General features: G+C 60.3%; 14 protein-coding genes. 8 read left to right on the plus strand and 6 right to left on the minus strand.

Features of this window, described 5'->3' with window-relative positions; translation table 11 throughout:
• Positions 1–39: 39 nt before the first annotated feature.
• Positions 40–525: an adenosine-specific kinase gene (locus tag IB245_RS23320; protein ID WP_192228782.1), complete on the minus strand. Its 486-nt coding sequence runs from the start codon at positions 523–525 to the stop codon at positions 40–42.
• A 185-nt stretch (positions 526–710) separates the two neighbouring features.
• Between IB245_RS23320 and IB245_RS23325 the strand changes: the two genes are divergently transcribed.
• The 3 genes from IB245_RS23325 (at position 711) to IB245_RS23335 (ending at position 2,677) form a co-directional block, all read left to right on the plus strand.
• Complete coding sequence (locus IB245_RS23325) at positions 711–1,100, plus strand: c-type cytochrome (RefSeq protein WP_192228783.1); 390 nt, start codon at positions 711–713, stop codon at positions 1,098–1,100.
• 103 nt (positions 1,101–1,203) lie between these two features.
• On the plus strand, positions 1,204–1,911 hold the full coding sequence (locus tag IB245_RS23330) for a TetR/AcrR family transcriptional regulator (protein WP_192228784.1): 708 nt from the start codon (positions 1,204–1,206) through the stop codon (positions 1,909–1,911).
• Positions 1,901–2,677: a pyrroline-5-carboxylate reductase family protein gene (locus IB245_RS23335; RefSeq protein ID WP_192228785.1), complete on the plus strand. Its 777-nt coding sequence runs from the start codon at positions 1,901–1,903 to the stop codon at positions 2,675–2,677. Before IB245_RS23330 ends, IB245_RS23335 begins: the two co-directional genes overlap by 11 nt.
• Before the next feature lie 46 nt (positions 2,678–2,723).
• On the opposite strand, the gene IB245_RS23340 is transcribed toward IB245_RS23335, so the two are convergent.
• The gene (locus IB245_RS23340) at positions 2,724–4,760 is read right to left on the minus strand and encodes an NADH:flavin oxidoreductase (protein WP_032832534.1); all 2,037 of its coding nucleotides are present in this window, start codon (positions 4,758–4,760) and stop codon (positions 2,724–2,726) included.
• A 320-nt stretch (positions 4,761–5,080) separates the two neighbouring features.
• Here IB245_RS23340 and IB245_RS23345 point away from each other — a divergent pair, with 320 nt between their 5' ends.
• Positions 5,081–5,986, plus strand: a complete 906-nt coding sequence (locus IB245_RS23345) for a glycine betaine ABC transporter substrate-binding protein (RefSeq protein ID WP_008033329.1) — start codon at positions 5,081–5,083, stop codon at positions 5,984–5,986.
• A gap of 24 nt (positions 5,987–6,010) precedes the next feature.
• On the opposite strand, the gene IB245_RS23350 is transcribed toward IB245_RS23345, so the two are convergent.
• Positions 6,011–6,577 (minus strand): chorismate mutase, encoded by a 567-nt coding sequence (locus tag IB245_RS23350; RefSeq protein ID WP_192228786.1) that lies wholly within the window; start codon positions 6,575–6,577, stop codon positions 6,011–6,013.
• 152 nt (positions 6,578–6,729) lie between these two features.
• Complete coding sequence (locus tag IB245_RS23355; protein WP_008040440.1) at positions 6,730–7,092, minus strand: hypothetical protein; 363 nt, start codon at positions 7,090–7,092, stop codon at positions 6,730–6,732.
• 469 nt (positions 7,093–7,561) lie between these two features.
• Between IB245_RS23355 and IB245_RS23360 the strand changes: the two genes are divergently transcribed.
• The gene (locus IB245_RS23360) at positions 7,562–9,220 is read left to right on the plus strand and encodes a tetratricopeptide repeat protein (RefSeq protein WP_192228787.1); all 1,659 of its coding nucleotides are present in this window, start codon (positions 7,562–7,564) and stop codon (positions 9,218–9,220) included.
• Between the two features lie 33 nt (positions 9,221–9,253).
• Here IB245_RS23360 and IB245_RS23365 read toward each other — a convergent pair whose 3' ends face one another.
• Positions 9,254–10,018 carry an alpha/beta fold hydrolase gene (locus IB245_RS23365; protein ID WP_192228788.1) on the minus strand — a complete coding sequence of 255 codons (765 nt, stop codon included), beginning with the start codon at positions 10,016–10,018 and terminating at the stop codon, positions 9,254–9,256.
• Between the two features lie 216 nt (positions 10,019–10,234).
• Here IB245_RS23365 and IB245_RS23370 point away from each other — a divergent pair, with 216 nt between their 5' ends.
• Both IB245_RS23370 and IB245_RS23375 read left to right on the plus strand, forming a co-directional pair.
• Positions 10,235–11,911: an MFS transporter gene (locus IB245_RS23370; RefSeq protein ID WP_192228789.1), complete on the plus strand. Its 1,677-nt coding sequence runs from the start codon at positions 10,235–10,237 to the stop codon at positions 11,909–11,911.
• A gap of 999 nt (positions 11,912–12,910) precedes the next feature.
• Positions 12,911–13,753, plus strand: coding sequence for a helix-turn-helix transcriptional regulator (locus tag IB245_RS23375; protein WP_192228790.1), 843 nt, complete (start codon positions 12,911–12,913; stop codon positions 13,751–13,753).
• Positions 13,754–13,813: 60 nt separating this feature from the next.
• Here IB245_RS23375 and IB245_RS23380 read toward each other — a convergent pair whose 3' ends face one another.
• Entirely contained in the window at positions 13,814–14,323 is a 510-nt protein-coding gene (locus IB245_RS23380) for a YkgB family protein (RefSeq protein WP_192228791.1), read from the minus strand.
• A gap of 283 nt (positions 14,324–14,606) precedes the next feature.
• On the opposite strand from IB245_RS23380, the gene IB245_RS23385 reads away from it, so the two are divergent.
• A complete protein-coding gene (locus IB245_RS23385) occupies positions 14,607–15,062 on the plus strand; it encodes a hypothetical protein (protein WP_192228792.1) in 456 nt (151 codons plus the stop codon).
• Positions 15,063–15,777: the final 715 nt, after the last annotated feature.

A 15,777-nucleotide genomic window follows, 5' to 3' on the forward strand; every position in this document is an offset into this window, starting at 1 on the left:
CTACTGTTGAAAACTGCAAGTCCTTATGAGCCGCTAAATTCACAGCTTGTAGCCAATCTGCCGCAACAGGTTTTTGCGCCACAGAATGTCTTCGTCGCCTTCAATTTCCTTGGCGCAGAAGCCATCCACCACACCCAGAATCGCGCGTCCCTGTGCTGTCTCGGCGAGCACCACTTCTGTGGGGTTGGCGGTTGCGCAAAAGATCCGGCACACCTCTGGAACCGTCTTGACCGTGTTCAGTATGTTCAGCGGGTAGAAGCCGTCACCCAGGAAGATGATGAAGCTGTGCCCGGCGCCGATGGCTTGGGCATTGCTCTGGGCCAGTTTGATCATGGCGGGATCGGTGCCGGACCAGCGCACCAGGCATTTGCCCGAGGCTTCGCAAAAAGCCACGCCGAAACGGATTCCCGGCACCGCGTTGATCAACGCTTCGTGAATGTCCTCGACGGATTTGATGAAGTGGGTCTGGCCCAGAATGAAATTCGTGTCTTGCGGCTTGTCGATTTTCTGCGTGATGAGTTGCATCTCGAACACCTCCTTTCACGACGGTGTTGCCAGGGGCTGGCAACCGTTCAAGTCTCACGATTCATTTTAGGAGATTCGCGCCCAGGCCGACGCTTGAGCGACCGGCGCACGTCGGGCGGCGGTAATCGGGTAAGGTAGGCGCGAAAATGCACCGGGTGCGCCGATTGACTTCACTGGAACCGAACATGATGAAAGCTGTAACCCTCACCTTCGTCCTTTCACTGACCGCAGGGGCATTTTGCACGCCGGCGGCAGCGGCGGGGGATGCTGAAGCCGGGGCGAAACTGTTCACGCGGATCTGCGGCGGCTGCCATCAAGTGGGCGAGTCGGCGCGGGGCGGCTTCGGCCCGCAACTCAACGGCATTTTCGGCCGTCCCTCGGGAAGCGTGACGGACTACCAGTACTCCGACGCGATGAAGTCCGCCGGCATTGTCTGGACGCGAGAGACACTGACGGCTTACCTCGAAGCGCCGAAGAAAGTGGTGCCCGGCACCCGGATGATTTTCTGGGGGCTCAGCGATCCGCAGAAGATCGAGGATGTGCTGGCGTACTTGCAGACGTTTCAGCCGCAGTAATCGAATGCGTCGTTGAAATGTACGTCGATGTACATTTTGTGTACGCACGAGGGCGTGCAGCGTAGAGTGGAGCGACATTTTCAGAACACGGTGGTACCCGAGGATGTCGCAGACAGGAAAGACACGGACCAAGGCACAGGACGCCGGCTGGCGTGGCTCGGTCAATGGCTGGCTGGACGCCGCCTACGATGCCCTCAAGGAATCCGGTGTGGACGCGGTGCGCGTGATGCCGCTGGCCAAGCGGCTGAACCTGTCGCGCACCAGTTTCTATTGGTTCTATGAGGATCGCGAGCAACTGCTGGCGGCGCTCCTGACCCGCTGGCGCGACAAGAACACCGGCGGGCTGATCAGCCAGTGCGAGAGTTACGCCGAAAGCATTTCCGAAGCCATCCTCAACGTTTTCGAATGCTGGGTGAACCCTGAGCTGTTCGACTCGCAGTTCGAGTTTGCCGTGCGCAGTTGGGCGTTGCAGTCCGCCGAGGTGGCCGACGAAATCGCCGCGGCTGACGAGGCGCGGATCAATGCCCTGGCCGGCATGTTTCGCCGGTTCGGCTACGAGACCGACGCCGCCGATGCGCGGGCCAGGACGATCTACCTGACGCAGATCGGCTACATTTCGATGAAAACCACTGAGGATATCGTCGTGCGTTTCCGGCGCGTTCCGCAGTACGTCACGGTGTTTACCGGCAAGGCACCGAAGCGTCGCGAGCTCGACCGTTTTTTTGGCAAGTTCGGCTACGCGGAAAAAGAGCCGGGTGTTTTCGTGTCGCTGGTCGACACCTTCGAGGAGGCGACGCCCGATGCCGAATAGAACCCTGGGCATCATCGGCGGCACCGGCTGGTTGGGCCGTTCAATCGCTGACGCGGTGCTGGAAAGCGGCTTCATCGCTGCCGATTGCCTGCTGATTTCGAACCGTTCCGGCAGCAGCACGTTCGGGCCTGACGTGCGGGTGCTGGCGGATAACCAGGCGTTGGTTGAGCTTAGCGAAGTCGTGGTGTTGTCGATCCGCCCGGAGCAATTTCGTGAACTGCAGATCGACGCCCGGGGCAAACGGGTGATTTCACTGATGGCCGGTGTTCCGGCGGCGACCATCAGCGCCGCCACCGGTGCGCAAGTCGTGGTGCGGGCGATGCCGAATGCAGCTGTGGAAATCCGCCAGTCATTCACCCCTTGGTACAACGCCGGTGAGTTGAGCGAACAGGATCGCGAGTGGGTGCAACGACTTTTTGAATGCGTCGGTTCGGCGGACGAAGTGCCCAATGAGGATTGCATCGATTACCTCAGTGCACTGTCCGGCACCGGGCCTGCTTTCCCGGCCATGCTTTACAGGGCGCTGGTTGAATCGGCGGTGGTCGCGGGGATTCCCGAGGCGATCGCCCAACGTGCCGCGCACGGCGTGGTGGTGGGTGGCGGTCAGCTACTGGCCAGCCGCGATCCCCTGCAAATGATCGACGCCCTCATGGCTTATCGCGGTGTGACGGCAGCGGCGTTGCAGTCGATGGCTGATCAACATCTCGACGCCATCGTGGGCCAGGCTGTGCAGGCCGGTGCGGCTGTCGCCCGACGCGGGATGTAAAAAAAAAGAGGGAGCAAAAGCTCCCTCGATTGATGCTTGGCGAGGTTCAGATTTCCTTCACCAACCGCAAGGCATCGTAGATCGCCGCATGCGTGTTGCGGGCCGCCACGGCGTCACCGATCCTGAACAGCTGGAAACGCCCTTGAGGGTTGGTGACGATGTGCTGCGCGTGACCGGCAATCAGGTCGTGCTGTTCCACCGCGCCGCCATTGCTGGAGTGAGGGCGAAGATCGAAATACAGGTCGTCCAGCGGCAGCGTGCCGTGGTTGACCACCACCTGATCGACGACACGCTGCTTGTTGACCTTGCCGTAGTCGCTGCCGAAGGTCGCGACCAGCTTGCCATCGCGCTTTTCCACCGACTCGACGCGGTACGTGACGGTAAAAGTGACGTCGAGGTCTTGCAGGCTGCGCATGTAGGGCACCAGGTTCATCGCCATCACTTCCGGCGCAAATGCACGGTCGGGCGTGACGATCTCCACGGTCGCGCCGCTTTGTGCGATGACTTCGGCAGCCTGCAAGGCGGCATGGTCGCCGGCATCATCAAAAATCAGCACGTTGCGGCCAGGCTTGATGTCGCCGGAAATAATGTCCCAGGTCGACACCACCAGTTCGTTGCCTCGGGCAAGCACCTCGGTGTCGGGCAGGCCTCCGGTCGCGACGATGACCACGTCCGGCTCGTGGGCCAGCACGGTGTCGGCTTCCGCCCAGGTGTTGAAGTGAAACTTCACGCCAAGGCGCTCGCACTGCGCCATTCGCCAGTCGATGATGCCGATCATTTCGCGGCGGCGTTCGTTCAGGGACGTCAGCCGGATCTGCCCGCCGGGCCGGTCTGCCGCTTCCAGCACAGTGACGTCGTGGCCGCGTTCGCCCGCGACACGCGCTGCTTCCAGCCCGGCGGGGCCGGTGCCGATGATCAACACTTTGCGTTGGTGCGCCGCCTTGGGAATCTCGTGGGGCATGGTGGTTTCGCGACCGGTCGCCGCGTTGTGTATGCAGTAGGCGGCGCCGCCCTGATAGATCCGGTCCAGGCAATAGTTCGCGCCCACGCAAGGGCGGATGTCTTCCTCGCGCTTCTCGATGATCTTGCGCACGATATGCGGATCGGTCATGTGCGCGCGGGTCATGCCCACCATGTCGACCTTGCCCGAGGCAATCGCGTAGCGCGCCGTGGCGACGTCGGGAATCTTCGCCGCGTGGAAGGTCGGGAAACCTGTCGAGGCACGGATCTCACCGGCGAAATCAAGGTGCGGTGAGTTGCGCATGCCCTGGATCGGGATGACATCAGTCAGGCCCGCGTCGGTGTCGATATGGCCGCGCACCACGTTGAGGAAATCGATCAGCCCGCTGTCCTTGAGCATGTGCGACACCTGCATCCCTTCACTGGCGTTGAAGCCGCCCGGCAGCGTTTCGTCGCCGGTGTAGCGCACACCCAGCAGGAAGTTTTCGCCGACACGCTGGCGAATCCCGCGCAGGATGTCGAAGGTAAAGCGCATGCGGTTTTCCAGCGAGCCGCCATAAGGGCCGTCGAGGTCGTTGGTCAGCGGCGACCAGAACTGATCCATCAAATGCCCGTAGGCCTGCAATTCGAGGCCGTCCATGCCGGCGGCCTGCATGCGTTCGGCCGCGTCCACGTAGTCCTTGATGATCCGCTCGATGTCCCAGTCTTCCATCTTCTTGGGGAACGAGCGGTGCGACGCCTCGCGACGGTGCGAAGGCGAGACCACGGGCAACCAGTCGGCCTTGTCCCAGCGAGTGCGCCGGCCCAGGTGGGTCAACTGGATCATCACCGCGGCGCCATGTTCGTGGCATTCATCGGTCAGGTCCTTGAGCCATCCGACCACCTCGTCCTTGTAGGCCAGCACGTTGTTGAACACCGGCGGGCTGTCCCGGGAGACCGCCGCCGAGCCTGCCGTCATGGTCAGGGCAACCCCGGCCTTGGCGCGCTCGACGTGGTAGGCGCGATACAGCGCCTGGGGCATGCCGTCGATAGGGTAGGCCGGCTCGTGCGCCGTGGTCATGATCCGGTTTCTGAGGGTCAGGTGCTTGATCTTGTAGGGTTGCAGCAAGGGATCGCTGGACATCGTGGTGCGCTCCAAAGTGGGCTTCATCAGGCTCGGCGACTTGAAATTAGGATAAATGTACATAGGTGTCAATTGCTCATGACACACATGTACATTTTTCTTGCGCAACACAAAAGTCACCGATAAGATCAGGCTCGAAAGGGTGCAGAGGAGCTACCGGACAGTCGTGCCTGGCACGATGTGAAAAAGGATTGCGAGGGATTCGGTGGAGAAGGGCTGTGCTGCCCGAATTCGAAGCAGCGAAGACTGCACTGTTCACGACCGTAAGGCCGTTCAAACGAAGACAACCTGCCTATCACCGTAAAATAGGAAGACGCCTGATGAACGCTCATTCGTATCGAAAAACAGCCTGTGCCTGCCTGTTCGGACTGGCGCTTGGAACCCACGCGGCGCTGACTCAGGCGGCGGAACAGCAACCTGTGCGCATTGGCTGGGTCAACTGGTCCGACACCGAAATCACCGTCAAGCTCGCCACCACCGCGTTGCAGGAACATCTAAAACAACCGGTGAAACTGGTGATGGCCGACATCGGCATTCAGTTCCAGGCCCTGGCCAACGGCAATATCGACCTCATCCCGATGGTCTGGCTGCCGAGTACCCACAAGGCGTTCTACGACAAATACAAGGATCGGCTCGAAGACCTCGGCGTGCTCTATGAAGGACGTATCGGCATGACGGTGCCGACCTCGGTGCCGATCAGCGAAGTGGCGAGCGTAGAGGACCTGAACAAACCGCAGGTCAGGGAAAAGCTCGACGGCAAGATCCTCACCTCCGAAGTCGGCAATGGCCAGTACAAGCTCACGGTCAAGGCCATCGAGGAGTACAAGCTCGACGGTTACAAGCTGGTGGCCTCATCGGAATCCGGCATGCTCAACGAGTTGGACCGTAACCTCAAACGCGGCAAATGGTCCTTGGTGAATGCCTGGAGTCCGCACTGGATGTTCTCCAAATATCCGCTGCGCTATCTGGATGATCCCAAGAAGATCTTTGGCGGCGCCGAGCAGATTCACGCCATGGCGCGCAAGGGCTTCAGCCAGGAGTATCCGGAGGTGGCGTACTTCTTCGCCCACTACTCGATCCCTCAGGCTGATCTCGAAGCGTTGATGATGCAGGCGCGCCAAAGCTCTTCCGACCAGGCCGTCGCCGCTTATTACGCCGCCAACAAGCCTCGTTTCGAAGCGATGTTCGAGAAGGGCGCGCAGAGCGTCAGCAGTCGCCAGCCCTGAGTGCACTGGCAGACGGCAGGTGACTCATCGACCGACGATGCACAAATCCCCGGTGGCGCGGATCAATGCCTGGCCATGCAGGCCATCCTTGATCAGCGCCGACCGCTCTTTGGCCAGCCACTGGGCGCAGTTCGGGTCTTTGCGATAGGGCGCGAAATCGGCGTAGTGCTGCAACAGGCGGTTTTGCAGCTCATCCAGTTGTGGCCGGATTTGATTGGCAAGGTCCGGCCGCGGCACATCAGGCGCGTTGCCTGCCGCTTGCCATTGCGCGAGCAGTCCGTATTGCACCAGTTTGTTGGCTTCGATCTGTGCGGCGATCAGCTCGGCGATTTCGTCCGGGTCGAGTTTGCGGGTAACCGCTTGATTCCTGGCGTTGGCGATGACTTGTGCTTCCCGGGCGCTGTCCTGGATCGGTTTGTGGCTGTCCCATTTGGTCAGCGCCACCAGATCAGCAATGTTCAGGCGTTCGTTTATCGTCACCAGCAGCGGTTGCAAACTGGCGGGCGCCGGGGAGGGCGTGCCGGCTTGTGCGCCGCAAGCGAGTAAACCGGACAGGGCGCAGGTCAGCAGCAGGCGTGGGGAGAAAAACATGGGCAACCTCATTGGATACGGGACTCGCAATCAGGAGCTATGTATCACAGGTGTGCCAGTGGCATTAAGGGGGAGCTGATTTTATTTGTGCACGAAAAAGCCCGGCGGGTCAGGCCGGGCTTCTTTTTGAGTACCGCGGTAGGGTTATTCATTCATACGGCGCGGCTTTCGATCAGACGGTCGGAACCGCCTTCGGCGACGCGGTTTTCGATCAGACGGTCGGAACCACCTTCGGCAACGCGGTTTTCGATCAGACGGTCGGAACCGCCTTCGGCGACGCGGTTTTCGATCAGACGGTCGGAACCACCTTCGGCAACGCGGTTTTCGATCAGGCGATCGGAACCACCTTCGGCAACGCGGTTTTCGATCAAACGATCCGAACCACCCTCAGCCACACGACTTTCAATCAGACGATCCGAGCCGCCTTCAGCGACAACCGGGTGAGCGGACGAAGCGGCAAAAGCGTTAACTGCAAAAACCGAGAAAGCGATGCTGAGGAAGAGTTGGCGTTTCATGGTGGTGTGCTCCGGGATGTAGTTGTTTGGTATGGAGCTGATGTTACGCCGCACAGTTTTTAAGAGAACTTCATTGAGTTGATGGTGACTATCGACGCCGGCAATGGTTTGCCAATGATGCGAAAGGGCGTCCGGGCGCATGCCTGCTCAAGGGCAGACCGGCCAGACACCACACCCAACTGTAGGAGCCGGCTTGCTGCGGGCGGCGTTCCGACGATGGAGTGTCAGTCGACAATTCTTTAGCTGACACACCATCGTCGGAACGCCGCCCGCAGCAAGCCGGCTCCTACAGGATCTCGGGTGAGCGGAATATCCGGGGAAACCCATGACGCCAGCCTGTCGTCGGCTGCACCGCCCGGCCGGAACAGCCGGGGTATGCTGGATCTCCCGAACTATCGACGGTCTCCGGCAAGTCAGGCCGTGAGGCATTTTCTGCGAGGTTCCAGGCTCTGATCGAGAGGGTAAACCGATGCACGACTATTACGATTTGGGCACCTACAGCCGCCCCGTAACGACTCGTTCGCCACAGGCTCAGCTTTGGTTCGACCGCGGATTGTTATGGTGCTACGGCTACAACCACGATGAATCCATCCGCTGTTTCCGCAAGGCGATCGAACACGACCACGATTGCGCGATGGCCTACTGGGGAATCGCCTATGCCAGCGGCCCCAACTACAACAAGCGCTGGGACGCGTTTATCGAACAGGAGCTGAAAGACGCCGTCGCCCAGGCCCGACTGGCGACGCGTACTGCGCTGGCGCATTGCGACGGTGCAAAACCGGTGGAACAAGCGCTGATCCGGGCGCTTGAGCAACGCTATCAGGCCGACGCTGCCGACAGTGTTGAACAACTATTCACCTGGAACGATGCCTACGCGGCGTCGATGCGCGATGTCTATAAAGCCTTTCCCGACGATCCCGATGTGGCGGCGCTGTTTGCCGAAGCCTTGATTGACCGCACACCCTGGCTGTTGTGGGATCTGACAACCGGTGAACCCGCGCCGGGCGCCGACACCCTCGAAGCGCTGGCTGTGCTGGAGCAGGCACTGGGCGGTGCGCCGCACCCCGGCGTGCTGCACATGTACGTCCACACCCTGGAAATGTCACCCCATCCCGAACGAGCGTTGCGCGCCGCCGATGTTCTGCGCGACCTGGTGCCGGATGCCGGGCACCTGCGCCACATGCCGTCGCACATCGACGTGCTCTGCGGCGATTACCGTGGGGCCATGAACACCAATAGCCAAGCGATCCTGGCCGACCGCAAATTCCTGGAGCGGGAAGGGCCGCTTAACTTCTACACCCTGTATCGATGCCACAACTACCACTTCAAACTCTACTCGGCGATGTTCCTCGGGCAATACCAACCGGCGCTGGACGCCGCCGAAGAGCTGATGTCGACCATCAAGGAAGAACTGCTGCGCGTCGAGCAACCGCCCATGGCCGACTGGCTGGAAAGCTTCGTGTCAATGAAGGTGCATGTGCAGATCCGCTTCGGCAAATGGCAGGACATCCTCGCCACTCCATTGCCCAATGACCAGGAACTGTACTGCGTGACCACCGCGATGCTGCATTACGCCAGAGGCGTGGCGCACGCGGCCAACGGGCATATCGCCGCCGCGCAAGCCGAACAACGGCTGTTCATCAATGCGCTGACCCGCGTGCCGCCAACGCGTTACCTCTTCAACAATCAATGCACCGACATTTTGGCGGTGGCCGGCGCCATGCTGCATGGGGAAATCGAGTACCGCAAAGGCAACTACGACAGCGCGTTCGCTCACCTGCGCGAGGCGCAGTCACTGGACGACAACCTGCCGTACGACGAGCCTTGGGGCTGGATGCAACCGGTGCGACACGCGCTGGGTGCGCTGCTGCTGGAGCAGGGTCGGGTGGAAGAAGCCTTGCAGGCCTACCGGGCCGATCTGGGGCTGGACGACACGCTGAGCCGTGCGTCCTGGCATCTGGACAATGTCTGGAGCCTCCACGGTTATGTGGAGTGCCTGAATCGCTTGGGGCGGGACGCCGAAGCCGCTGCTGCCCGGACCCGCCTCGATCTGGCCATGGCGCGGGCCGATGTGGAAATCACCGCCTCCTGTTTTTGCCGTGTCGGGGCGCGCTGCTGTCAGGGCTGAACTCGCCGGAAACGGGCGCCACGACGCCCGTTTTCAGGCATCGAGAAACGCGTCGATCATTGGCACCAGCCATTCGGTGCGCGTGGTCACCTGCATGTGATCGGTGCCGGGGAGCACGGCAAGCTGCGCGTGTGCCAGGCACCGGAACATCTGCACGGCATGTTCGGGGCGGATGACGTCCGCATCGCCGACCACTACCAATGTCGGCGCGGTGATGCGGCGGATATCGTCGTCGGGGATGTCCTTGAAATCGCGCATGCGCCGGGCTGCCTTGTCATGCATCAGCCGCAGATTGCCGGGCTGCGGCGCGACCTTGAGGTACGCCTCCTGCAACTCTGGCGGCATGTTCTCCAGCGTGGCGTTGGCCATCGCTTCCCAGAGCCATGGATAGGCACCGTCGCGATTGACCAGCGCCGACGCCGCCACGATTTTGCGCACGACGTCCGGATGCCTGATCGCCACCTGCAAGGCGATGGTGCCGCCATTGCTGAAACCGAACAGGTCCGCTCGCCCGATGTGCAGATACGCGAGCAGTGCCGCCGTGTCGTCCGCGGATTGCTCGAAGCTGAATGGACGGTCGACGATGTCCGCTGTGTGCCCATAACCCTGTTGTTCAATGGCAATGACCTGACGCTCAGCCGCCAGCACCGGCAGGATCTGACCGAATGAGGTTTCAAGGGTGTCGCCGCCGCCATGCAGCAGGACGAGGGGCGGTCGCGTGGGGTGCGCCGCGCCGTGAATCTCGAAATAGATCCGCAGGCCGTTGACGGGGGCGTAGCCGGTTTTGCGCTGATTCATGGCGGGTTCTCCGCGTATTTGAGGGTTTGCAGGCTGGCGAGTGGATATCTGCACGAAGGTGATTATGCTTCATGAAACCTTGCAGTGATGTGAGGCGGTCAGCCTGTTGCCAGGCTTTGTGCATTCCGTAGTCCGATGACTTCAGCCCCAGGGCCTGGGTGCGACGATGCTAGTGAGGTGCTCCGGCCTACAACAAGAGCAAGACGGAGAAGACTCATGGCCGCAATCGACAACACCACCACGGGCAACGTGCCCAACCACGGGATCACCAGGGAGGAGCGCAAGGTCATCTTCGCCTCGTCCCTGGGCACCGTGTTCGAATGGTACGACTTCTACCTTTACGGCTCTCTCGCCGCGATCATCGCCAAGCACTTCTTTGCCGGCGTCAACGAGACAACCGCCTTCATCTTCGCGCTGCTCGCGTTCGCTGCGGGGTTTGCCGTGCGGCCTTTCGGCGCGATTGTGTTTGGGCGACTGGGCGACATGATCGGACGCAAGCACACCTTCCTGATCACCATTGTCATTATGGGTATCTCCACCGCCATCGTCGGGTTTCTGCCCGGCTACGCGACCATCGGCGTCGCGGCGCCGATCATCCTGATCACCTTGCGACTGCTGCAAGGCCTGGCGTTGGGCGGTGAGTACGGTGGGGCGGCGACTTACGTCGCGGAGCATGCGCCGAAGGGCAAGCGTGGTTATTTCACTTCGTGGATTCAAACCACCGCGACCCTCGGTCTGTTCCTGTCGCTGTTGGTGATCCTCGCCTGCCGCACCGTTCTTGGTACGGAGGCGTTCGAGGCCTGGGGTTGGCGGATTCCGTTCCTGCTGTCGATCCTGCTGCTGATCATCTCGGTGTACATCCGCCTGCAACTCAGCGAATCGCCGGTGTTCCTGAAAATGAAGGCCGAGGGCAAGTCGTCCAAAGCGCCGCTGACCGAATCCTTCGCCCGTTGGGAAAACCTCAAAATTGTGATCATGGCGCTGCTCGGCGGTACTGCCGGCCAGGCTGTTGTCTGGTACACCGGGCAGTTCTATGCGCTGTTCTTCCTCCTGCAAATGCTCAAGATCGACCCGCAGACCGCCAACCTGCTGATCGCCGGTTCGCTGCTGATCGGCACGCCGTTCTTCGTGATATTCGGCAGCCTGTCCGACCGCATCGGCCGCAAGGGCATCATCATGGCCGGTTGTATTCTGGCGGCGGTGACTTACTTCCCGATCTTCCATGCGTTGACCCAGTACGGTAACCCCGACGTGTTTGCGGCACAGGCGAAAAACCCGGTCACGGTGGTTGCTGATCCAGACCAGTGTTCGTTCCAGTTCGACCCGGTGGGCAAAGCCAAATTCACCAGTTCCTGTGACCTTGCCAAGACGGTACTGGCGAAGAAAGCCATCCCCTACATCAACGAAAAAGCCGAGCCGGGCACCGTTGCGCAGGTTCGCATTGGCGGCAAAGTGGTCGAGAGCTTCGAGGGCACCGGCATGCCGGCCGCCGACTTCAAGACCCGCAACGATGCCTTCGTCGCTACCCTTGGCACCTCGCTCAAGGACGCCGGTTACCCTGAGAAGGCTGATCCGGCGAAGACCAATTACCCGATGGTGTTGTTGCTGCTGACCATCCTGGTGATCTACGTGACCATGGTCTATGGCCCGATCGCGGCGTGGCTGGTGGAACTGTTCCCGGCGCGTATCCGCTACACCTCGATGTCGTTGCCGTACCACATTGGCAATGGCTGGTTTGGCGGCTTCCTGCCGACGGTTGCGTTTGCCATGGTCGCGGCCACGGGGGATATCTACTACGGGCTTTGGTATCCGATCGTGATTGCGGTGATGACGGCTATTCTTGGGACGTTCTTTTTGCCGGAAACCAAGGATCGGGAGATTCATCACACCTAGGGTTGGGAGGGTTTTTGGGATTGGGTGGGGGTATATCCGTTGCTGCGGTGATGGCGGCTGGCGGTTTCGCCCTTACGGCGAGTCACTTGGAAGAGCCCCAAGTAACCAAGGGCTCTTGCCCCTTTCGTTCGGTGGCTCGCTAATGCTCGCCATGCCCTCGCTCCGGTCCTGCTCCGTGGGCCCGCCGCCATCGGCCATCCATGGCCGGGGGCGGCTAACCCGGCATCCATGCCGGGTTGCCCACTACGCAGAACCTGCGCTCGGCCTCTCGAGGGGGCGCTCGGATCAAAAGCGGAAGGCGAGCTAACGCTCGACCTGATGAGTGGTGAGAAGCAAAAGCAAACGCGATTCCCTGTAGGAGCGAGGCTTGCCCGCGAAAAACGACCGGACAACGCGTTTATTCAGACAGCCCGCGTTATCGTTGACGTCCATCGCCGGCAAGCCGGCTCCTACAGGGTAAATGCAGATGTGTCTGGATAAATACGATCAACCGTAGGAGCCGGCTTGCTGGCGATAGCGTCCGTCCAGTCAATAAATGCACCGACTGACCCACCGCCATCGCCAGCAAGCCGGCTCCTACAGGGGATCGGTGTACATATCCGGAATGAGTGACCGCAGCAGTGAAGGCGAGCGCGTACGGTTATAGAGACAGGTCGGCTGGCAGGCCGCCTCGCTTTGGCTTTTGCTTGGCTTTTGATCTTGATCTGCCCCGTCGGAAGGCCGAGTGGAGGTTCTGCGCAGTGGGCAACCCGGCATGGATGCCGGGTTAGCCGCCCCCGGCCAGGGATGGCCGATGGCGGCGGGCCCACGGAGCAGGACCGGAGCGAGGGCATGGCGAGCCTTGGCGAGCCACCGTACGTCAGGGGCGCGGGCGCTTGGTTACTTGGCGCTTCTCCAAGTGACCCGCCGTAAGGGCGGAACCAATAGCCGCCATTACCGCAGCAACGGATATACACCCAGTCAAAGACCTCCGGTCTGTACCACTCCAAGAGAATACCCATGGATCGCCTGTCTACGTTGTTTTCGCAGTTCGGCGTACGCGCACACCTGTTTTACAACGGCAGGCTGTGCGGTATGGCGGCGTACGATGGCGCCGACCAGCGTGGTCATATTCACCTGCTGCAGGCCGGTACCATCACTTTGCGAGGCGGCGAGCGCAAGGACGTGCTCCTGACGCAACCCAGTCTGATTTTTCTGCCACGCCCAAGCCGGCATCAACTGTTCGCCGGTGAGCCCGATGGCGCTCAACTCTTGTGCGCGTCAATGGAGTTTGAGGGCGGGGTCGATAACCCGTTGTCTGCTTCGTTACCCGATTGCCTGGTGCTGCCCCTGGAAGAGTTACCGCAGCTGGCCGATACGCTGCGATGGATGTTCGTTGAGGCGGCAGCCGGACATTGCGGCAGGGAAGCGGCGCTGGATCGCTTGTTCGAATTACTGATCATCCTGCTGTTTCGACATCTGCTCGATCATCACCAACTGCGTACCGGCATGATCGCCGGGCTCGCGGATTCGCGACTGGCGCGCTCGCTGGTGCAAATGCACAACGCACCTCACCGTGCCTGGTCGGTGGCGGAACTGGCGAGCGAGTCGAACATGTCGCGTGCGGCCTATGCCGTGCACTTCCGGGCCGTTATAGGGCAGACACCGGCGGACTATCTGTTGAGCTGGCGTATCAGCCTGGCGCAGAAGCGTTTGCGTGAAGGGCGGCCGATTACGCTGATCGCCGCAGAAGTCGGTTATGAAAGTCCTTCGGCACTTGCTCGCGCGTTTCGTCGCAAGACGGGCTACAGCCCTCGGGACTGGCTAAAAGATTTGGCGGGAGAGGGGGACGGACCTTCTTGATGGGGCATGGCCTGAAAACATCGAATTGCTTCAGGCCATCCCAAGAGAAGGATCATCGATTCAGCGGTTTTCCAGCGCGGTTAATGAATGGCCGGCCACGAAGATGGACGCGGCAAGCAAACCGATGTCTTTCAGGAGAAACTGGCCCGGTGCAACCGAAATGGCCGGGAAGCCAAGGCTGGGTTCGATCACTCCTGGTGTCGACAACATAAAGCTCAACGTCGTGAAAAACAGCCCGGCTGACAACGCGCCACCGATCAATGAAAGTTTGGGTGACAGCAGTCGACCTGCAATAAGAGCACCGATCGAGACTTCCAGGACGCCGAGTAAACTGGAGAAGGTATCGACGCTGAAAATGTTGTAGACCCAACCCAGGAAAGGGCTATTGCTCACCAGCGGAACCAGGCCTTGCGCTTCGTAGTGAGTGAATTTCATGCCACCGAACCAGAAGTAGATCACGGCGAGGGCAAAGTACGCTCCGTAGGTTCCAATCGCTGTGGTTTTGCTCCCGAGCGATGATTGTCCAGAGGCAGCATTGGTTTTGTGGTTCTCGATGCTTAAGGTTTTCATGAGTCAGGCTTCCAATAGTGGGGTGGCAATACCTTTCACAACACAACGCGGTGTGCACTGGGAGTGGAGACAGTGTTGCCTTTGATGCCGCGCTATTGGGTTCTGAACGTATTGAGTCCGATGCAGATCGTCTTGACTCATTGTTGGTGCTGAACGAGAAGGGCCTCGACGCTAATCCTCTCGCGGTGGAGGCAGGGCTTGTTTTACCATTCGGGGCCACCTGCTCAAGTGGCACGCGACCCGATGGTTGCGCGCCGTATTCAAATGGAAGGATCCTCGCGTCATGTCCAATTCGTTGTTTCGCAAGCTCGCCTTGTCCAGCCTTCTCTTGCTCGCCGGTTGCGCTGCATCAACCCCGAATGCTCCGATTCCCGTCAAGTCCAAGGCCATTGAAGCTTTCACCGACATCTGCCTGAAGACTGCGCCATCGTTCGCCGGTTCGGCCGAAGCAGCCAAGCGTTACGGTATCGATGATCTGCAGGATATGGGCTTTACCCGTATCGGCTTCACGGCAGACAAAAACCTTGCGGTGCAGTTGTCTGCGAAAGAGTGCGTGGTCACGACTCCGAGTCAGTCCGACGATAGCCTGACCCGACAATTGCTGAGCGCTGTGCAGCCTTATTCGCAGACAGCGGTGGCGGATCGTGTGCCGTCGAAGGTTAGCCTGCAGGGCGCAAACTTCATTCTTCAGCATGACCGTAATGGTGGTGAGGCTTACGTGCTGTTGCGCAATAACTGAGCTGCGGTTTTTTAGTTTGCGGGGGATTTGGATTTGGGAATGGTGTACATATCTGTTGCTGCGGTAATGGCTACTAATGGTTTCGCCCTTACGGCGAGTCACTTTGGAAAAGCCCCAAAGTAACCAAAGGGCTCTTGCCCCTTTCGTTCGGTGCCTCGCTGTGGCTCGGCATGCCCTCGCTCCGGTCCTGCTCCGTGGGCCCGCCGCCATCGGCCATCCATGGCCGGGGGCGGCTAACCCGGCATCCTTGCCGGGTTGCCCACTGCGCAGAACCTCCACTCGGCCTCTCGAGGGGGCGACTACCGCCACAGCCGCCGAGGCGGCCTGAAAGCCGACCTGGCTCATTTGCGTACGCGTTCTGCTTCACTGCTGCGTTCACTCATTCCGGACATGAACACCGATCCCCTGTAGGAGCCGGCTTGCTGGCGATAGCGTCCGTCCAGTCAATAAATGTGTCGACTGACCCACCGCATCGCCAGCAAGCCGGCTCCTACAGTTGATCGAGGACATACCGAAAACCAATGCATTTCCCTTGTAGGAGCCAGCTTGCTGGCGATGGACGTCAACGATAACGCAGGCTGTCTGAATGAACGCGTTGCCCGGTCGTTTTTCGCGGGCAAGCCTCGCTCCTACAGGGAATCCCATACGCTTTTGATTTCCACCACTCATCAGGCCGAGCGTTAGCTCGCCTTCAGCTTTTGATCTGGCTTTTGAG

Source organism: Pseudomonas sp. PDM02 (genome assembly GCF_014852285.1).
In the GTDB taxonomy this organism is placed as follows: domain Bacteria; phylum Pseudomonadota; class Gammaproteobacteria; order Pseudomonadales; family Pseudomonadaceae; genus Aquipseudomonas; species Aquipseudomonas migulae.